General features: G+C 20.1%; 14 protein-coding genes and 2 pseudogenes. 15 read left to right on the forward strand and 1 reads right to left on the reverse strand.

Annotated elements, in window-relative coordinates:
• Positions 1–47 precede the first annotated feature (47 nt).
• The 9 genes and pseudogenes from lgt to tusA all read left to right on the forward strand — a co-directional run bounded on the left by lgt (position 48) and on the right by tusA (position 9192).
• Positions 48–882: pseudogene (gene lgt, locus AB4W67_RS02155) on the forward strand (prolipoprotein diacylglyceryl transferase).
• 3 nt (positions 883–885) lie between these two features.
• Complete coding sequence (gene thyA, locus AB4W67_RS02160; protein ID WP_367682404.1) at positions 886–1680, forward strand: thymidylate synthase; 795 nt, start codon at positions 886–888, stop codon at positions 1678–1680.
• A gap of 71 nt (positions 1681–1751) precedes the next feature.
• The gene (gene miaB / locus AB4W67_RS02165; RefSeq protein ID WP_367682405.1) at positions 1752–3071 is read left to right on the forward strand and encodes a tRNA (N6-isopentenyl adenosine(37)-C2)-methylthiotransferase MiaB; all 1320 of its coding nucleotides are present in this window, start codon (positions 1752–1754) and stop codon (positions 3069–3071) included.
• A gap of 181 nt (positions 3072–3252) precedes the next feature.
• On the forward strand, positions 3253–3543 hold the full coding sequence (gene ybeY / locus AB4W67_RS02170; protein WP_367682803.1) for an rRNA maturation RNase YbeY: 291 nt from the start codon (positions 3253–3255) through the stop codon (positions 3541–3543).
• An 80-nt stretch (positions 3544–3623) separates the two neighbouring features.
• Complete coding sequence (gene corC / locus AB4W67_RS02175) at positions 3624–4499, forward strand: CNNM family magnesium/cobalt transport protein CorC (RefSeq protein ID WP_367682406.1); 876 nt, start codon at positions 3624–3626, stop codon at positions 4497–4499.
• Between the two features lie 167 nt (positions 4500–4666).
• A complete protein-coding gene (gene leuS / locus AB4W67_RS02180; RefSeq protein WP_367682407.1) occupies positions 4667–7246 on the forward strand; it encodes a leucine--tRNA ligase in 2580 nt (859 codons plus the stop codon).
• A gap of 39 nt (positions 7247–7285) precedes the next feature.
• Positions 7286–8293, forward strand: a complete 1008-nt coding sequence (gene holA / locus AB4W67_RS02185; protein ID WP_367682408.1) for a DNA polymerase III subunit delta — start codon at positions 7286–7288, stop codon at positions 8291–8293.
• Positions 8290–8917: pseudogene (gene nadD, locus AB4W67_RS02190) on the forward strand (nicotinate (nicotinamide) nucleotide adenylyltransferase). The gene holA and the pseudogene nadD overlap by 4 nt, the downstream one beginning before the upstream one ends.
• Before the next feature lie 32 nt (positions 8918–8949).
• Entirely contained in the window at positions 8950–9192 is a 243-nt protein-coding gene (gene tusA / locus AB4W67_RS02195; RefSeq protein WP_367682409.1) for a sulfurtransferase TusA, read from the forward strand.
• Positions 9193–9324: 132 nt separating this feature from the next.
• On the opposite strand, the gene asd is transcribed toward tusA, so the two are convergent.
• Positions 9325–10440 carry an aspartate-semialdehyde dehydrogenase gene (asd, locus tag AB4W67_RS02200; protein WP_367682410.1) on the reverse strand — a complete coding sequence of 372 codons (1116 nt, stop codon included), beginning with the start codon at positions 10438–10440 and terminating at the stop codon, positions 9325–9327.
• A gap of 305 nt (positions 10441–10745) precedes the next feature.
• On the opposite strand from asd, the gene AB4W67_RS02205 reads away from it, so the two are divergent.
• The 6 genes from AB4W67_RS02205 to recB all read left to right on the forward strand — a co-directional run bounded on the left by AB4W67_RS02205 (position 10746) and on the right by recB (position 21479).
• Entirely contained in the window at positions 10746–11333 is a 588-nt protein-coding gene (locus tag AB4W67_RS02205; protein ID WP_367682411.1) for a YhgN family NAAT transporter, read from the forward strand.
• Positions 11334–11463: 130 nt separating this feature from the next.
• On the forward strand, positions 11464–12636 hold the full coding sequence (locus AB4W67_RS02210; protein WP_367682412.1) for a phosphoglycerate kinase: 1173 nt from the start codon (positions 11464–11466) through the stop codon (positions 12634–12636).
• Between the two features lie 48 nt (positions 12637–12684).
• Positions 12685–13770, forward strand: a complete 1086-nt coding sequence (fbaA, locus tag AB4W67_RS02215; protein WP_367682413.1) for a class II fructose-bisphosphate aldolase — start codon at positions 12685–12687, stop codon at positions 13768–13770.
• Between the two features lie 123 nt (positions 13771–13893).
• The gene (gene mscS, locus AB4W67_RS02220) at positions 13894–14739 is read left to right on the forward strand and encodes a small-conductance mechanosensitive channel MscS (protein WP_367682414.1); all 846 of its coding nucleotides are present in this window, start codon (positions 13894–13896) and stop codon (positions 14737–14739) included.
• 48 nt (positions 14740–14787) lie between these two features.
• Positions 14788–17982, forward strand: coding sequence for an exodeoxyribonuclease V subunit gamma (locus AB4W67_RS02225; RefSeq protein WP_367682415.1), 3195 nt, complete (start codon positions 14788–14790; stop codon positions 17980–17982).
• A complete protein-coding gene (gene recB, locus AB4W67_RS02230) occupies positions 17979–21479 on the forward strand; it encodes an exodeoxyribonuclease V subunit beta (RefSeq protein WP_367682416.1) in 3501 nt (1166 codons plus the stop codon). The genes AB4W67_RS02225 and recB overlap by 4 nt, the downstream gene beginning before the upstream one ends.
• Positions 21480–21500: the final 21 nt, after the last annotated feature.

The raw sequence follows: 21500 nt of genomic DNA on the forward strand, positions 1-21500 counted from the left end.
TATCTATTAATAAATAAAATGATAAGTTGAAAAGAGAAAAATAAATTATGTATATCACCTTTCCTAAATTAAATCCTATTATTTTTTCTATTGGTCCTCTTTCTATACGTTGGTATGGATTAATGTATGTTATCAGTTTTATTTTTGCTTTTTTTTATGGAAAAAAATATTTAAAAAAAAAATAATAAAATTCAGATAGATCAATTTCTATATACTATTTTTTTTAGTTCATGTATTGGTGGAAGAATAGGATATATACTTTTTTATAATTTTTCATATTTTACTCAAAATATTTTATGTATATTTCATATATGGGAAGGAGGTATGTCGTTTCATGGAGGATTAATAGGAGCTATCATTAGTATATATTATATTTCGATTAAAAATAAAATAAAATTTTTAATTATTTCAGATTTTTTAGTTCCAATAATCCCATTTTGTTTAGCTGCTGGAAGACTAGGAAATTTGATTAATGGAGAATTATGGGGACGAGTTGCAATTAATTTTCCTTATGCTGTAATTTCTTCTAATACAAAATTTTATGATTTAAAATTAGCATTAAATAATCCTGAGTTACAACCTATTATAGAAAAATATGGAGCATTACCACGTCATCCTTCTCAAATATATGAATTTATTTTAGAAGGTATTCTATTATTTTTAATAATTTACTTATTTAAAAAAAAAGCTATAGGTAGTTTAAGTAGTATTTTTTTAATAAGTTATGGAATATTAAGAATAATTGCTGAAATATTTCGAGAACCTGATCCTCAAATTGGATTAATTCAAAATTTTATTACTATGGGTCAAATATTATCTATTCCAATGATTATATTTGGATGTATTATATTTATTTTAATTTATAAAAAAAAGTGTATTTAAAAAATGAAAGAATATTTAAAATTAATAAAAATAATACTTACACATGGAAAATCTAAAAAAGATCGAACTGGAACAGGAACATTATCTATTTTTGGGCACCAAATAAGATTCGATTTAAAAAAAGGATTACCACTTGTTACTACAAAAAAATGTCATATTCCTTCTATTATTCATGAACTTTTATGGTTTCTTAAAGGTGATACTAATATTAAATATCTTAATGAAAACAAAATATCTATTTGGAATGAATGGGCTGATAAATTTGGAAATCTTGGACCTATTTATGGAAAACAATGGAGAAGTTGGAATGCAAAAAATGGAAAAAAAATTGACCAAATAAAAAATATATTAAAACAACTAAAAGAAAATCCAAATTCTCGTAGAATACTAGTATCTAGTTGGAACGTATCAGAACTTGATCAAATGTCATTACCTCCTTGCCATGTATTATTTCAATTTTATGTATTTAAAAATAGATTAAGTTGTCAACTATATCAACGTTCTTGTGATGTTTTTCTTGGATTACCATTTAATATAGCAAGCTATTCTATTCTTATACATATGATAGCACAACAATGTAATTTACAAGTAGATGAATTTTTATGGACAGGTGGTGATGTTCATTTATATAATAATCATATTAAATTAGCAAAAAAACAACTTCTTCGTAAACCTCGGGAACTACCAAAATTAATAATTTTAAATAAACCTAAATCAATATTTGATTATTCTTTTAAAGACTTTAAAATTATTAATTATCATCCACATCCTATAATTCAAGGAAAAATATCTATATAAAATATTTTGAAAAAAATATTTTTTAATTAAAAATTATTTTAAAATACTTATTAGGATTAATGCTATTAAATATGAAATATATATATATTAAAACATGGGGCTGTCAAATGAATGAATATGATTCTTCAATGATAGCAAAATATTTAGAAAAAACTAATCAATATACAATCACTAAAAACTCTAAAGAAGCAGATATTTTAATATTAAATACTTGTTCAATAAGAGAAAAAGCTCAAGAAAAAGTTTTCCATCAATTAGGAAGATGGAGAAAATTAAAAAATAAAAACCCCAATATTATTATTGCAGTAGGCGGATGTGTAGCAACACAAGAAGGTAAGTCAATCTTTCAAAGATCTAAATATGTAGATATAATATTTGGAACTCAAAGTTTACATAAATTACCCAAAATGATTGACGAAGTGGAAAAATATAATAAGTTTGTAATTGATATTAGTTTTCCAAAATTAGAAAAATTTCAAAAATCTTTACCAATAAAAAACAATGGATATACAGCATTTGTATCAATTATGGAAGGATGTAATAAATTTTGCTCATTTTGTATAGTACCATATACAAGAGGAAGAGAAATTAGTCGAATATCTGATGATATTTTATTTGAAATAGAAAATTTATCTAAAAATGGTGTAAAAGAAATTAATCTATTAGGACAAAATGTAAATTCATATCAAAGTTTTAATCATAAAGGAAAAAGCTGTTCTTTTTCTCAATTATTAAGATTAGTTTCAGAGATCAATGGCATTGAAAGAATTCGTTTTACTACAAGTCACCCATTTTCATTTACTGATGATATTATTGAAGTATATAAAGATACACCTAAATTAGTAAGTTTTTTACATCTACCTGTTCAAAGTGGTTCTAACAAAATATTAAAACGTATGAAAAGACTATATACTACAGAAGAATATGAAAAAATTATTGAAAAACTTTTAATCGTACGTCCAAATATTCAAATTAGCTCTGATTTTATTGTAGGTTTTCCAGGTGAATCAAGAGAGGATTTTAAAAAAACAATTAATTTTATAAAAAAAATAAATTTTGATATGAGCTATAGTTTCATATATTCTAATCGACCAGGGACTCCTGCTTCAAAAATGAAAGATGAAACTGATATTAATGAAAAAAAAGAACGTTTATATCAATTACAAGATTGTATTAATCGACAAACTATGTCTTGGAGTAGAAAAATGTTAGGAAGTATACAATCTATTTTAGTAGAAGGTATATCAAAAAAAAATTTAAATCAATTATATGGTAAAACAGAAAATAATAGAATTGTAAGTTTTTATGGATCATCCAAAAAAATTGGTCAATTTGTTCAAGTTAAAATAAATAAAATACATACACATTCATTAGAAGGAATATTAATATAAAAAATCGAATAAGAAAAAAAGAAAACTTTATTTTAAATATTCAAATAAACTGTTTTAATAAAGAAAAAATTCCAAAAAAAATAATGTTTAAAAGATGGATAAGAAAAATTTTATATAAAAAAAAACTATTCAAATTATTACAATTAAAATTGTAGATGAAATAGAAATAAAAAATTTAAATATAAAATATAGAAAAAAAAACTATCCAACAAATATTTTATCTTTTCAACTAAATTTTTTTATAAAAAAAAATATAAATATACTAGGAGATTTAGTTATATGTAAAAATATTATAGAAAAAGAATCATTAAAATATAATAAAAAATTAGAATCACGTTGGGCACATATGGTTATACATGGAATGCTTCATCTAATAGGATATGATCATAAAAATAACGAAGAACAAAAAAAAATGGAAAAAATAGAAAACAAAATCATGTTATCTCTAAATTATGAAAAACCATATCTTTAAAAAAATAATAATTATTTATATAAAAAAATTACTTTAACCTAAATAATAAAATATGTTTTAAAAACAGAAAAATAAATATTATGAGTGAAACAGATGCAAATAGTTCAGAAAAAATTAATAAAAAAGGTTTTTTTTCTATTTTATTGAATCATATTTTTCATGATGAACCTAAAAATCGAGAAGAATTACTTACATTAATTCGAGACTCAGAACAAAATGCACTAATTGATCAAGATACATGTGATATGTTAGAAGGAGTTATACATATTGCAAAGAAAAAAATTAAAGAAATAATGATTCCTAGAACACAAATGATCATTTTAAAATTAAATTATAATTTAAATAAATGTTTAGATATTATTTTAGAATCAGCACATTCTCGTTTTCCAGTAATGAATAGTGATAAGAATTATGTAGAAGGATTCTTAATTGCTAAAGATTTATTACCATTTATGAAAAATTCAAAAATAGATTTTCATATTAAAAATGTAATAAGACCAGCATTTGTTGTTCCTGAAAGTAAATATGTAGATAGAATGTTAAAGGAATTTCGTTTAAAAAGAACTCATATGGCAATAGTAATAGATGAATTTGGAGCAGTATCTGGATTAGTTACTATAGAAGATATTCTTGAATTAATAGTTGGAGAAATTCAAGATGAATATGATGAAGAAGAAAAATCAAATATTCGAAAATTAAAAGAACGTACATTTTCTATTGGCGCTCTAACAGAAATAAAAAAATTTAATAACATCTTTAAAACAAATTTTAATGATGAAGAAGTAGACACTATTGGAGGGCTGGTAATGAAAGCATTTGGACATCTACCTAGATGTGGTGACAATATTAATATCAATGGATATCATTTTAAAATATCTTCAACAGATAGCAGAAAAATTATACAAATACATGTTACTACTCCTGAAAACAAAATTCCAAAAATAAAAGAACAATAAAAAAGTTAGATTATATAATTTTTTATTTAAAATATTATTAAAAAAAATATTATAATCTAAATTAATTTTAAGTTTTTTATTATAAAAAATAAAAATTAAAAATATTAAATATTTTCAAAAAATCATTGATTTTTTAAAATATCAAAAAATTTATTATAGAGTACAATATGGAAAAAGAATATTATCCAAAAAATATTGAAATATATGTACAAAAATATTGGGAAAAAAATAAAATATTTGAAGTTCACGAAGACCCTAACAAAGAAAAATATTATTGCCTACCAATGTTACCTTATCCATCTGGAAAGTTACATATGGGTCATGTTAGAAATTATACTATTAGTGATGTTATTTCAAGATATCAGAGAATGTTAGGAAAAAATGTTTTACAACCTATTGGCTGGGATGCTTTTGGGTTACCTGCAGAAGAAGCAGCTATAAAAAATAAAACAGCACCTTCATCTTGGACATATAAAAATATTCAATATATGAAAAAACAATTACAATCACTAGGATTTAGTTACGATTGGAATCGAGAAATTACTACATGCAAACCAGAATATTATAAATGGGAACAATGGTTTTTTATTCAATTATATAAAAAAAAATTAGTTTATAAAAAAAATAGTTTTGTTAATTGGTGTGAATATGATAAAACTGTCTTAGCTAATGAACAAGTAATAAATGGTTGTTGTTGGAGATGTCAGAATATAATAAAAATAAAAAAAATACCACAATGGTTTATAAAAACTAGAAATTATGCTGAATCTTTATATGATGATTTAGATCAATTAAAAAATTGGCCTAAAAAAGTTAAAAATATGCAAAGAAATTGGATTGGAAAATCAAAAGGATTTCAAATTTCTTTTAATATTGAAAATAGTATAAATAAAATTAAAATATTTACTACTCGAATAGATACTATAATGGGAGTAACATATATTTCAATATCTCCTTTTCATCAATTTTCTATTAATCTTTCAAAAAAAAATAACATACTAAATGAATTTATTCAAAAACAAAATCAAAACTCTCTTTCTAAAGAAAAATTAGAAAAAATGAAATTTTGTGGAATAAATACTAATATATTTGCCATTCATCCAATTACAAATAAAAAAATCCCTATTTGGATAGCAAATTTTGTACTTAATGAATATGGTACTGGTGCAGTTATGTCAGTTCCTGGTCATAATGAAAATGATTGGAATTTTGCGATTAAAAATAATTTAAAAATTAAATATGTTATTCAACATCAAAGTAAAAAATTATTACAAAAAAAATTTATATTGGAAAAAGGTATATTAATCAACTCTAGAGAATTTAATAAACTTAATTATGAAGATGCTGTTCACGAAATAACAAAAAAATTAATTAAAAAAAATAATTTAAAAATAAAAACTACTTATAAATTACAAGATTGGTGTGTATCTAGACAAAGATATTGGGGCGCACCAATTCCAATGGCTACTTTAGATAATGGAGAGATTGTTCCAATATCAGAAAAAGAACTGCCTGTTATATTACCTAAAATTGAAAATGATCATAATTTTTTAAAAAACCTTAAAAAAAAACAATTTTATTGGTCAAAAATAAAAATCAATAATCAACCTGCTACTAGAGAATTAGATACTTTTGATACATTTATGGAATCTTCTTGGTATTATGCTAGATATACTTGCCCTAATTTTAAAAAAGGAATTATTGATCCTGTTGCATCAAAATACTGGTTACCTGTAGATCAATATATTGGTGGAATAGAACATGCTATTATGCATCTTATGTATTTTAGATTTTATCACAAATTATTACGTGATTTTAAATTTGTACAATTTGATGAACCAGTTAAAAATCTAATATGTCAAGGTATGGTTTTATCAGAAGCTTTTTATCAAATTAGAAAAAATAATCAACGCTACTGGATAAATCCATCTAATGTATATACTAAAAAAGATATAAAAGGAAAAATTATTAAAGCATATGATCAAAAAGGTAAAGAAGTTATATATGCTGGAATGATTAAAATGTCTAAATCTAAAAACAACGGTATTCAACCAGAATTAATGATTAATAAATATGGAGCTGATACAATTCGATTGTTTATTATGTTTGCTGCTCCTATAGAATCATCATTAGAATGGAATGAATATGGAATTAAAGGAATTTATAGATTTTTAAAAAAATTATGGAAATTATCTTTTGATTATATACAAATAAAACATGTATATAAAAATATACAATTTTCTTCTTTAAATCAAAAACAAAAAACTATATATTGTTTTTTACATGAAACAATTGCTAAAGTATCCGATGATATCAGCCGTAGAAAATCATTTAATACTGCGATTTCTAAAATTATGGAGTTAGTTAATAAATTAAAAAAATTTAAATTAAAAGAAGAAAAAGATAAATGCATTATGAGAGATGCATTACTATGTATTATAAAAATGCTTTATCCATTTACACCCCATTTATGTTTTATATTATGGAAATCTTTAAATAATAATTGCCTTATTGATAATGAAAAATGGCCAGTTTTTGAAAAAAAATTTTTATTAAAAACTAATAATATATTAGTTGTTCAAATTAATGGAAAAAAACAATTTACTATAAAAATTTTAGATAATTTAAAAAAAGAAGAAATTTTTTCATATGTGAAAAAAAAATTATTAATTCAAAAAAAAATAAAAAATAATAATATAAATAAAATAATTTATATTCCTAATAAAATAATTAACTTTGTAATATAAAAAATATCAATATACTAAATTAGGATATCCTTATTAAAAATGAAATTTATACATACATATGAACTAAAAAAAATAATAAATAAATTAAGTTTATTTTATATTTTTTTAGGTCAGGATTTAATTTTAATAAATAAAAATATACAAATAATATTAAATTTTGCTAAAAAAAAAGATTTTATAGAAAAAAATATTATTGATATAGAAAAACATGAAGATTGGGAAAAAATTATTTATTTTTACAAACTAAATAATTTATTTTTTAAAAAAAGAATTTTAATTGTAAATTTTATTTTAAAAAATTTAAATACTGTATTAATAAAAAACATAAATAAATTATTTTATTTTCAAAATTTAAATATATTAGTAATACTAAAATTTAATCAGTTGTCCATGAGCTTCAAAAAATTTATATTAATTAAAGAAAAAATATCAAAAATTAACATTATTTGGTGTTTTACACCAAATGGTTTAAATTTTAAAAAATGGATAAATTATGAAATAGAATCAAGAAAAATAAAAATTACTAAAAACGCTTTATTATTATTATATAAATATTACGAAGGTAATACTATATTTGCATATCATATATTAAATATGATATCGCTTGTATGGAAAAATAAAATAACTACCTCTAAAAAAATAAAAAATATTATTAATAACTTTTCAAATTTAAATGCATCAGATTGGATCAATGCAATTTTTCAAAATAAAAAAAAAGAAGCTTGTTATATATTAGATACTTTATATCAACAAAAATATAATCCTCTTATTTTAATACGTTCATTACAAAAAGATTTATTAATATTACTACATATAAAACGTGAAAAAAAAATAAATATAAATATGTTTTTAAAGAAAAATAATATCTTTTTAAATAGATTTCATTTCTTTTTTATTGCTATTAAATCAATTAATTTTTCTAACTTTTTAAAAGTAATTAGAATTTTATTACAAATAGATATTAAAATAAAATCAGAGTATAATAATAATCCTTGGTTAGAATTAAAAACATTAACATTACTATTATGCACTTCAATAAAAAAATGAAAAAAATATATGTTATATTTGGAGGTAATTTTGATCCCATTCATTATGGACATATTCTTTCTGCAAAAGAATTAGCAAAAGAATTTTTAATAGATAAAATAATATTATTACCTAATCATAATCCTCCTCATCGATCTAAAACTCAAACATCTCTTGAAGATAAATTAAAAATGATTAAATATGTAACTAAAAAAGATACATTATTTGAAATAAGTTTATTAGAAACAAAAAAAAAAATTTTATACAATTGATACACTAAAAAAAATAAGATTAAAAATTGGATTTTTAGAATCTTTATCTTTCATTATAGGAGAAGATAACTTATATAGTTTGAATCTTTGGAAAAACTGGAAAAAAATATTGTCATATACACATTTATTAATTCTTCCTAGAAAAACTAAGAAAAATTATAAATTAGAAAAATGGATTATTTCTAATACTTCAAAAAATAAAAGTTATTTATATAATAAACCATGTGGATATATTTTTTTTTCATCTATATCCATTAAAAATATTTCTTCAACACAAATAAGAAAAAATTTTTCTAATGGAAAAACATCATCTGGATTAATTCCTAAAGAAATAGAAAAATACATTATTTCAAAAAATTTATATTCAAATTAATAATAATTTATTATACATAAAATATAAAAAAAATGAAAAAAAGCGATATCATATTAAATTTAGTTGGTTTAAAATGTCCAGAACCAATTATGATTCTTAGAAAAAAAATAAGAGAAATTAAAACAAATAAAACTATATTAATTTTAGCAGATGATCCATCTACTAAAAGAGATATTCCATATTTTTGCACCTTTATGGAACACGAATTAATAGAATATTTTACTGATATAAAACCTTATCGTTATTTATTAAAGAAAGGAAATTTTACTAAATAAAATATTTTAAAAAATATCTTTTAAAAATATTTATTTTAATATAATCTTTTATTTTTAAATACTCTTAATATACACACAAAGTGTGTATATTATTTTAAGATGCTTTAATATATTATTCTAATATTAAAAAAATTAAATATTAATTAATAAATTTAACATTCTTCTTAAAGGTTCTGCAGCACCCCATAATAATTGATCTCCTACAGTAAAAGCTGAAAAATATTTTTCTCCTATATTCATTTTTCTTAATCTACCAATAGGTATATTTAATGTACCTGTTACGGAAGATGGTGTTAACTTAGATATTGTTTCTTCAATACTATTAGGAACAAAACTAACCCAATTGTTATGACTAACAATAATTTCTTCTATATTTTTTAATGATAAATTTTTATTTAATTTTATTGTAAATGATTGACTATGACATCTAATTGAACTAATACGTACACATATTCCATCTATTATAACTTTATTTTTAAAACCTAAGATTTTATTTGTTTCAAATTGCCCTTTCCATTCTTCTCGACTTTGTCCATTATTCATATCAATATCTATCCATGGTATTAAATTTCCTGCCAATGGTATAGGAAAATATTTTAATGGAAATTGATTATTTTCAATTTCTTTAGTTACTTTTTTTTCAATATCTAAAATAGAATATGATTTGTTTAATAAATCTTTAGATACAACGTTATATAAAGCACCCATTTGTTTTAATAATTCTATAATATATTTAGCACCTGCACCAGATGCTGCTTGATAAGTAGATACAGATATCCATTCTATTAAATTTTTTGAAAATAACCCGCCTAAAGCCATTAACATTAAACTAACAGTACAATTGCTACCTACAAAAGTTTTAATACCATTATCTAAGCCTTCTTGAATAATTTTTAAATTAATAGGATCTAATACAATAATTGAATCATCTGACATTCTTAAAGTAGAAGATGCATCTATCCAATATCCTCTCCAATTTTCCTTTCGTAATTTTGAGTAAACAGCATTAGTATAAAACCCACCTTGACATGTTAAAATAATATCCATTTCTTTTAATAAATTAATATTATAAGCATCTTTAAGATTTTTAAATAATATATTATTTATAATTGGACCATCTTGACCAGGTTGAGAAGTTGAAAAAAAATGGGGGTGAATTTTAATAAAATCATTTTCTTGTATCATCCGTTCTAATAAAACTGATCCTACCATACCACGCCATCCAATAAAACCAACAGATTTCATCATAAATAAATGTACGGAGTTTTTAATAAATAAAAAATCTTTTTCAAATTAATATAAAAAAATTTTTAATAAAAACTTACCGATCTCCTAAAATAAGTATAATTATTATATAATTTAAAATAATCATAAAAATATATTAAATTTTTCTAATATACTAGAAATTTTTAAATTTATCTTAATAACAATATCTTTTATATTAAATACATAATATAAAAATATTAATAATATCATATAAAAAATTGCTATTATTTCAAAAACACTTTATATAGTTAAAATTTTATATTTTTACGAGGATATAATAAATTAAAATGACTAAAATAATTTCCACAACTATATTATTAATTTTAATCATGGATCCTTTAGGAAATCTTCCTGTTTTTATGACTATATTAAAAAATTTAAACACTAAAAGAAGAAAGATAATAGTTATACGAGAAATGATTATCGCTTTAATTGTTATGCTTATATTTTTATTTATTGGAGAAAAAATACTAAATATTTTTAATTTAAAAACTGAAACAGTTTCAATATCCGGTGGAATTATTTTGTTTTTAATTGCAATAAAAATGATTTTTCCATCAGAAAAAAATAATGAAGCCACCCCAAAAGAAGAACCTTTTTTAGTTCCGTTAGCTATACCATTAGTTGCAGGTCCATCTTTACTAGCTACACTTATGTTATTGTCACATCAATATTTACATTATATGTCATATTTAGTAGCATCATTACTAATTGCATGGTTTTTTACAACAATAATATTATTACTATCTAGTTTTTTTTTAAAACTATTTGGTTCTAAAGGTGTAAATGCTTTAGAAAGATTAATGGGTTTAATATTAATTATACTTTCTACTCAAATGTTTCTTGATGGAATAAAAATATGGTTTCAAAATTAAATATTTTTTTTAAAAAAATTAATTTTTTAACTAAATACAAACATCATATATTTTTATATTATTTATCATATAAAATAAATTATAATGATATTAATATTAGTTAAAAAATTTATATTAAAGAGATTTTAATATGAAAATAAGAAATTTAAATGAATTAAATATAACAGGAAAAAAAGTTTTAATAAGATGCGATCTAAATGTACCAATAAAAGACGGTATTATTCAATCTGATGCAAGAATACTAGCTTCTTTACCTACAATTAAATATGCACTTCAAAAAAAAGCAAAAGTTATTATCATGTCACATTTAGGACGTCCAAAAGAAGGAATATATGAAAAAAAATATTCATTGTTACCTATATTTGAATATTTTAAAAAAATATTTCATTATACCAAAATATATTTTTGTCATGATTATTCAAATATTAATGAAATTAATTCAGGAGAAATATTAATTCTTGAAAATGTTCGTTTTAATTTAGGAGAATTAAAAAACAATAAAAAATTATCTAAAAAATATTCTGAATTATGTGATATTTTTGTTATGGACGCTTTTGGAAGTTCTCATAGAAAACAAGCATCTACATATGGAGTTGGAAAATTTTCAAATATTGCATGTGCTGGATTTCTTTTGATATCTGAAATTACTAATTTAAAAAAAATATTAAAAAATCCAAAACGACCTATGGTTGCTATAGTTGGTGGAGCAAAGGTATCAACTAAATTTAATATATTAAATAAGCTTGTTAATATTGCAGATTTTGTAATAGTCGGAGGTGGTATTGCAAATACTTTTTTAGCTATTGATTATAATATTGGAAAATCATTATATGAACCAGAATATATATCAGAAGCAAAAAAACTACTTAAAAAAAATAATAATTTATTAATACCAATTGATTCTCGTGTAGGAAGAAATTTTTCTTGCAGTGAAAAAGACATAGTTAAAATACCATCAGATATTAATAAGAATGAAGAAATTATGGATTTTGGTGATAAAACTATTAAAAAATTTGTCAATGTTATTAAAAAATCTAATACAATTATTTGGAATGGTCCTGTCGGAGTATTTGAATTTCCTAATTTTAGAAAAGGAACAGAATCAATTGCTAAAGCAATAGCAAATAATCCTGGATTTTCAATAGCTGGAGGTGGTGATACATTATCTGTTATTGACATGTTTTGTATTAAAAACAAAATTTCTTATATTTCAACAGGAGGCGGTGCATTTTTAGAGTTTATAGAAGGTAAAAAATTACCAGCAATACAAATGTTAGAAGAAAATCTAAAAATAAACATATAATAATATACTTAAAAAAAATTAAATAAATTGTATATAATAGGAAAGAATTTGAATAATTTTAAATCTATACAACCTGGTGTCGTTACAGGTGATGAATGTCAAAAAATATTTAAACTAGCTAAAGAAAATAAATTTGCAATACCAGCGGTAAATTGTATAAATACTGATTCAATTAATGCTGTATTAAAAACTGCATCTCGAGTAAATTCACCTGTTATTATACAATTTTCATATGGTGGAGCTTCTTTTATTGCTGGATATAATCAAACAACATTTAAAAAAAATATAGAACAAGCAATAAATGGAGCAATATCAGGTGCAAATCATATCCATTTAATAGCAAAAAACTATAACATTCCAGTTATATTACATACAGATCACTGTCATAAAGAAATATTACCATGGATTGATGGACTAATTAAAGAAGGTGAAAAGTATTATAAAATATATAAAAAACCTCTTTTTACATCCCATATGATTGATTTATCTAAAGAATCAATTGAAGAAAATATTTCAATTTGTAGCTCATATTTAAAAAAAATAAAAAAAATTAATATGATATTGGAAATTGAACTTGGATGTACAGGTGGAGAAGAAGATGGTGTTGATAATAGTAAAATAAATAAAAAATTACTATATACAAAACCTAAAGATGTAAATTTTGCTTACGAAAAATTAATTAAAATTAGTAAAAATTTTACTATAGCTGCAGCATTTGGAAATGTACATGGTGTATATAAATCTGGTAATATTAAATTGAAACCAAGTATTTTAAAAGAATCACAAGAATATATTAGTAAAAAACATAAACTAAATAAATTTCCATTAAATCTAGTATTTCATGGTGGATCTGGATCTTCTTTAAAAGAAATCCAAAAATCTATTAATTATGGTGTAGTTAAAATGAACATTGATACTGATATACAATGGGCTGCATGGAAAGGTATATTAGATTTCTATAAAAAAAATAAAGATTTTTTACAATGTCAATTAGGAAATAAAACTGGAAAAAATAAACCAAATAAAAAATATTATGATCCAAGGTCATGGATAAAAAAATCTCAAGAATCAATGTCTATAAGATTAGAAAAAACATTTCAAGAATTAAATGCATTTAATATTTTGAAAAAATAATAAATATTATATAAATTTACGGGGGATAAATCAAAAATATTCTCCGATAATTTTATATAAAAAGATATTTTTGAAATTACATATTGATTTTTTAAAATTATATTATATAAAAAAGAGAGTAAGATGGATCGGCTAAATGTAGTAAATGATATTAATCATGCAGGTAATTGGTTAATAAGAAATCAAGAATTATTATTTGGATATATTATTAATTTAACATCATCTATTCTTATTTTAATTGCTGGTATGTTTATTGCAAAAATAATATCTAATGGAATAAATAAAATATTAATTACACGAAAAATTGATGCTACTATTGCAGGATTTCTTTCTGCACTAATGCGATATATTATTATTACTTTTACATTAATTGCTGCATTAGGAAGGATTGGCGTTCAAACTACCTCAGTTATTGCTATATTAGGAGCTGCAGGAATGGCTATTGGATTAGCACTTCAAGGATCTTTATCTAACTTTGCAGCAGGTGTTTTATTAGTTACATTAAGACCTTTAAAAACAGGAGAATATGTAAATTTAGGAAGTGTAGCAGGAACTGTTTTAAATATTCATATTTTTTACACAACATTGCGTACTTTAGATGGAAAAATTGTAGTAGTTCCAAATAATAAAATTATTTCTGGAAATATAATAAATTACTCAAGAGAACCTGCCAGAAGAAACGAATTCTCTATTAGTGTTGCATATAACACAGATATTGATTTAGTTGTTAAAGTCTTACGTCAAGTAATAGAAAATGAAAACCGAGTAATAAAAGATAAAGATATTATAATTGGGTTAAGTGAATTAGCACCATCTTCTTTGAATTTTATTGTTCGATGCTGGAGTAATACACATGAATTAAATTCAGTATATTGGGATTTAATGGCAGAATTTAAAAAAGCATTAGATAAAAATAATATTAATATTCCATATCCACAAATAGACGTACATCTTTACAGAAAAAAATAAATATTTTTTCTTAATAGTCTATATAAAAAATATATATACAAGGTATTTATGTTGTTCTTATATAAATTTAATCAATTAAATACAATGTTTCTTAAAATATGCAAAATTATTAAAAATAATCCACTTCCGAATATTTTTGAACAAGAAACTATTATTCATGATAATAACATTTTATTTGAATACTTAAATATATTTAATGCAAATTATACCGGTATTTCGTCAGATTTTAAACTAATTCATCCAAAAAAGTTTATATGGAATATATTTAAACAAATTAAACCTGAAATAAAAAAAGAAAAAATTTTAAAAAAAACAACTAATATTTGGAAAATATTTAAACTTATTGAAAAAAATAATTTTCTTAAAAATATTATAGTAAATACAAATAAAATAAAAAAATTTGAATTTTCATTACTTATAGAAAATTTATTTCAACAATATATTTTATATCGACCTATATGGATTAATGAATGGGAAAAAAAAGAAAAAAAAATATTCAAAATTAATTTTAAAGAAACATGGCAAATAAAATTATGGAATAAAATAATAAATGATAATAAAAAACTTAATCAATCTTATTTAAATTTTTCGAATTTATTTAGTAATTTTAAAAATTTAATTAAAAAAAAAATATTACTTCCAAAACGTATTTTTATTATATGGTCAATATCAATAAACCCATCATATATAAAAATATTTCAAAAAATAAGTATACATACTGATATATATTTTTTATATTTAACTTCTTATAAAAATAATATAAATTATTATACATATAATTCAAATAAAAAATTATCCAATAATTATTTAAATAATACATTAGAAATATTATGGGGAAAATATGCATATATTTACTTATCTTTAATAAAAAATTTTAAAAATATTAAAACTATTAATTATTTTAAAGAATATTCTAAAAATAATTTATTAAATAAAATTAAAAATAATATTTTAAACTTTAAACAAAATCAAACAGTAATAAAACAAATTTTAAACCCTAAAGATCACTCAATATCTATAAATATTTGCTATAATAAACGTCATGAAATTGAAGTTTTATATAAAACATTAATAAAAATTCTAAATAAAGACACAAATATAAAACCAAGTGATATTGTTATTACATCATTTTCATTAAATGATTATATAAAAGATATTAATTGTATATTTAAATTAAAAAATAATAAAGAAAAAATACCTTTTTATATTTCAAGTCAAAATTCAAAAAAAATAGAAAAAATATTATATATTTTTAATAAAATATTAGACTTATCTAATATTAGATTTAATAATGAAGAAATTTTAGAATTATTGAATATTCCAATTTTTGCAAAAAATTTTAATATTTCAAAAGAAGAAATAATTATTTTATATCGTTGGATTGAAGAAACAAATATTAGATGGGGAATAGATAAAAAGTATAATAATTATTTATATTCTTTAAAGATTTATCAAAACACTTGGTTTTATGGTATTAAAAAATTATTATTAAATTATGCAATTAATGAAAAAAATAAAATTTGGAATAATATTTTATCATTAATATCTATAGATTTTTCTAAACCAGAATTAATAGGTAAATTAATACATTTAATTAATATACTTAAAAAATGGCAATATAAATTAACTACATCAAAATACCCAAAAAATTGGCGTCTATTATTTCAATCTTTTATCAAAGATTTTTTTTATAATATAAAAGAATATAATAATATACTTGAAGTTATTAATAAACATTGGGAGAAAATGATTGATCAAATTTTATTATCAAAATATCTAAAAAAAATACCAATTTATATACTAAAAAAAAATTTTTCATATATAATCAATTCTATAAATAAAAAAAAATTTAAAATAGGACATGTAAACTTTTGCCATCCTTCTTTAATATGCTATATTCCATTTAAATTAATATATATTATTGGATTAAATGATAAAGAACAATCCAAAGAAAATAATATTGACCATTTTAACTTTTTAAAAAAATATTCAAACATCAGTGATATAAACGTTAATAATGTAAAATATTACCTATTTTTACAAAATTTTATTTCAGCTCAAAAATATTTTTATATCAGTTATATTGGATATTCATTGAATGATGAAAATAAGATACCTCCATCAATAATAATTGATCAATTAATAAAACATATCGCATTAAACTTTTATTTTAAAGAAAATATAAACATAAAATTTGAAGAAAATATTAAAAAAATATCAAAAAATATTTTTAAAATACATAAAAAAGAACATCTTTATAAAAAAATATGTATAAAAAAAAATAAAATTAAAAATTCTGAAAAAATAATTAATAATATTAATAAAATATTTTTTAAAAAAATTATTAATATACAAAACATTAATCAAAAACCTATTGTGATTAATTTAAATAACTTAATTACTTTTTGGAAAAATCCTATACGATATTTTTTTAATTTTACATTACAAACAAAATTTAAAATAAGAAAAAAACTATCTATAACAGAACCTTTTATTATTAATCAAATAGATAATTTTACAATTGGCAAGTTTTTATTAAAAAAACTAATTAATAAAGAAGATAAAAATAATATATTTAAATATATAATCCTTTCAGGAAAATTACCATATGGTAGTTTTGGAGAAATAGCTTTAGAAAAAAAATATAAAGAAATAAAAGAAATATTAAAAATAATAAATAAATATAGAATATTTCCGACTGAAAAAAATATTAATTTAAAAATAAAAAAATACCATATAAATGGAAACTTAAAAGAAATACAAGAAACAGGTTTATTAAGATGGAAAACAGGTACAATTAATAATTATGATAAAATAGCATTATGGTTAGAACACTTAGTTTATTGTATATCAGGAGGTATAGGTGAAAGTAAAATAATAGGATATAAAAATAAAATTTTTTCATATTCTTATATACCATATGATATAGCATATCATTATCTTTATCAATACATTAAAGGATATATAGAAGGCATAAAACATCCTTTATTATTAACAAAATCAGGTATTGAATGGTTTAACATAGTCTATGATACTAAAAATCATTGTATCTATAAAAATTATGATCTTAAAAAAAAAGCATATAAAATATTATATAAAACATGGATAGGTAATTCTTATATTCAAGGAGAAAAAGAAGATATTTATATAAAAAAAATTATTAAAAATTTAAATATCAAAAAAATTTGTAATATTTCTCAAAAATGGTTAACTCCAATATTTAGACATAAAAAAAATCAATGAAACAAAAATTAAATATATTCAATATACCTTTACATGGAATTAATTTAATTGAAGCATCTGCTGGTACTGGTAAAACTAGTTCAATTATATTAATGTATTTAAGACTATTACTTGGAATAGGAGATCAAAAAAACAATAAAAAATTAACAATAAAAGAAATATTAATAGTAACATTTACCAATGCTGCAAAAGAAGAAATATATACAAGAATTAAAAAACATATTGAAGAATTATATTTATATTTTATTACTAAAAAAACTAATAATCTTATTTTAAAACCATTTTTAGGAAGAATAAAAAATTTAAAAGAAGCTGTTTATACTTTAGAGAAAGCTCAAAAAAATATAAAAAATATTTCTATTTATACAATACACGGATTTTGTAAAGATATTTTACAACTGAACTTTATTGATATACATGAAAAAATCATCGAAAATGAAAACTTCTTATATTTACAAGCAATTCAAGATTTTTGGAGAGATACTTTTTATAATTTACCAAAAAAAATAATTTATATTATTTCTCAATATTATAAAAATCCAGAATCTCTATTAATAGAACTACAGCCTGTATTTAATTTTAAAAAAATTTATTTTGATAAAAAATTTAATAAAAATGATAATATTTTAAAGTGTCATAAAAATAATATTAATATAATTAATATTTTTAAAAAAAAATGGTTAAATTATAATTTATATATATTTAATATTATTCAAACACTAAAAATTAATAAAAAAATATATAATCAATATAATATTTCTAGATGGATAAATAATATTACAATATGGGCGAAATCTAAAACTGAAAATTATGAAATTCCAGATTTTTTAAAATATTTTTCACAAGAAAAAATAAGTAAAAATATTAAAAATGAATCAATTCCATTTCATTTTTTTTTTAATGATATTGATAATATATTAAAAAAAAATTTTTCTCTTAAAGATATCATATTATTTCAAGCTATAAAAAAAGTACCTCAATTTTTAAAAAAAGAAAAAAAGAAAAAATCTTTATTAGGATTTAATGATTTATTAAATATTTTACTTAAGTATATTAAAAAAGAAAAAAAATTAAGACAATTAATAATAAATAAATATCCAGTTGCATTCATTGATGAATTTCAAGATACTGATATTCAACAATATCAAATTTTTAATCTTTTATATAATATTAATATTAAAAAAACTGCATTATTCCTTATAGGCGATCCAAAACAATCAATATATAGCTTTCGAGGCGCAGATATTTTTTCATATTTATACGCTAAATCTACAATAAAAAATTATTATTATTTAAACACTAATTGGAGGTCTTCAAAAGAAATATGTCAAGCTATAAACTATTTATTTTCATCTAATAAAAAACCATTTTTTTTTAAAAATATTTCATATACAAATATTCATTTTCCAATGAAAAATAAAAATATGAAATTTAAAATAAAAGGGAAAGTTCAAAATTCTATTAACTTATTTTTTAAAAAACAAGAAAATATAAATCTTATCGATTATCAAGAATGGATTTCAAAACAATGTGCAAATGAAATTAGTTATTGGTTAATTTATGCTAAAAAAGGAGAAGCTACTTTAATAGACAAAAAAAATCAAGAAAGAGTGTTACAACCGAGTGATATTGTTGTATTAGTAAGAAATAAAAATGAAGCTAATATTATTAAAGAAGCATTAAAAAAATTGAATATTAAATCTATTTATTCATCTTCTAATGAAAATATATTTCATACTAATGATGCTCAAGAATTACTTATAATACTTGAAAGTATATTAGATCCAAATAATATAAATTTACTAAAACAATCAATTTTTACACATATTTTTTATCAAATTTTATTACAAGAAGACAAGAAAAATAATATTGAAAAATCATATTTTTTAATAAAAAAACTATATAAATATCGAGATATATGGGAAAATATAGGTATTTATTACACGATTAAAAAAATAATACTAGATTTTCAAAAATATTCAAATCATTTAGATAAGTGCAAAAATTATCAAAAAAATATAAATTTTTTACATATAGCTGAGTTATTAGAAAAAAAATCTCAAATTTTTTATCAGAAATCTTCTTTATTAAAATGGTTTGAAAGACAAATATTAGAAAAACAAAATATTTTAAAAAATGAAAATATTAGAAAATTTAAACAATCTAATATAATTCAAATTATTACTATACATAAATCTAAAGGTTTAGAATACCCTATTGTTTGGATACCTTTTGCTTCAATTTATAAAGAATCAAAATCATATTTATACCATAATCAAAAAAATTTTAAAATATTTTATGATCTTGAACATAAAAAAACTACACAAAAAATATCAGAAGAAGAAAGATTATCAGAAGACTTACGTTTTTTATATGTAGCTATTACTAGATCTATTTATCACTGTAGTTTAGGAATAGGACATATTTTATATAAAAAAACTCAAAAAAAAAGCAATATACATAAAAGTTCTTTAGGATATATTATACAACGCGGATATAATATAAAATATAAAGATTTAATAAATGAATTAAATCAATTAAATCAAAAAAAATATATTAAAATTAAATATGATAGTATAAATATAAAACTTCCTTATATTAAAGAAGAAATATACTTACTATCCAAACCTATTAATTTAAAAAATAGTATAAAAACTTATTTTCAAATAACAAGCTTTACTGAGCTAAAAAAAACAACTCTTTCATATTATAATCAAAATTATTACGATATAAAAAATATTTTAAATCAAGAAATATTAAATACAAATAAAATAGAAGATAATAATTTCCCAAAAGGAAAAAAAACAGGTATTCTAATACATCACATATTAAAAAAAATTGATTTTTCAAAAAAATTAAATCATAATTTTTTTTATAAAACTTTAAAAAAATATGATTTTTCAGAACAATTAGCTCCATCATTAATATCTTGGGTACATAATATTATTAATATTAAAATTAAAAATATAAATTTAAATTTATCTATGTTAAAAAAAAATCAATATATAAAAGAAATGAAATTTTTTTTACCCATAAAAAATATATTAAATAGTACAGATTTTAATAATATTATTCAATCTTTTGATCCTATTTCCTCTATTTCCCCTAAAATCTCTTTTGATCCATTTTTAGGCATAATAAAAGGAGCGATTGATTTAATTTTAACTTATAATGAAAAATATTATATAATAGATTATAAATCTAATTATTTAGGTAATAATAAAAATTCATATTCTTCTGAAAATATAAAAAAAGAAATTATTAAAAATAGATATGATTTACAATATCAAATATATACAATTGCATTGCATCAATTTTTAAAAAAAAAAGTTAACGGATATAAATATAAAAAACATTTTGGTGGAATATTTTATATATTCTTAAGAGGTCTAAATAAATCAAAAAAAAATCAAAGCGTCTTTTATACAGTTCCAAAGTATATTTTAATTAAAAAATTAATTAATTTATTTTCAATAAAAAAATTAAAAATTGAATAATATTACTCATATGAAAAATTT

The sequence above is a fragment of the Buchnera aphidicola (Protaphis terricola) genome, assembly GCF_964059145.1.
Lineage (GTDB): Bacteria > Pseudomonadota > Gammaproteobacteria > Enterobacterales > Enterobacteriaceae > Buchnera > Buchnera aphidicola_BP.

Excerpts from the sequence above, each read along its gene's own strand:
- thyA (WP_367682404.1), top strand. The coding sequence starts at position 886 with ATGAAAGAATATTTAAAATTAATAAAAATAATACTTACACATGGAAAA.
- miaB (WP_367682405.1), top strand. The coding sequence starts at position 1,752 with ATGAAATATATATATATTAAAACATGGGGCTGTCAAATGAATGAATAT.
- corC (WP_367682406.1), top strand. The coding sequence starts at position 3,624 with ATGAGTGAAACAGATGCAAATAGTTCAGAAAAAATTAATAAAAAAGGT.
- leuS (WP_367682407.1), top strand. The coding sequence starts at position 4,667 with ATGGAAAAAGAATATTATCCAAAAAATATTGAAATATATGTACAAAAA.
- holA (WP_367682408.1), top strand. The coding sequence starts at position 7,286 with ATGAAATTTATACATACATATGAACTAAAAAAAATAATAAATAAATTA.
- tusA (WP_367682409.1), top strand. The coding sequence starts at position 8,950 with ATGAAAAAAAGCGATATCATATTAAATTTAGTTGGTTTAAAATGTCCA.
- asd (WP_367682410.1), bottom strand. The coding sequence starts at position 10,440 with ATGATGAAATCTGTTGGTTTTATTGGATGGCGTGGTATGGTAGGATCA.
- AB4W67_RS02205 (WP_367682411.1), top strand. The coding sequence starts at position 10,746 with ATGACTAAAATAATTTCCACAACTATATTATTAATTTTAATCATGGAT.
- AB4W67_RS02210 (WP_367682412.1), top strand. The coding sequence starts at position 11,464 with ATGAAAATAAGAAATTTAAATGAATTAAATATAACAGGAAAAAAAGTT.
- mscS (WP_367682414.1), top strand. The coding sequence starts at position 13,894 with ATGGATCGGCTAAATGTAGTAAATGATATTAATCATGCAGGTAATTGG.
- AB4W67_RS02225 (WP_367682415.1), top strand. The coding sequence starts at position 14,788 with ATGTTGTTCTTATATAAATTTAATCAATTAAATACAATGTTTCTTAAA.
- recB (WP_367682416.1), top strand. The coding sequence starts at position 17,979 with ATGAAACAAAAATTAAATATATTCAATATACCTTTACATGGAATTAAT.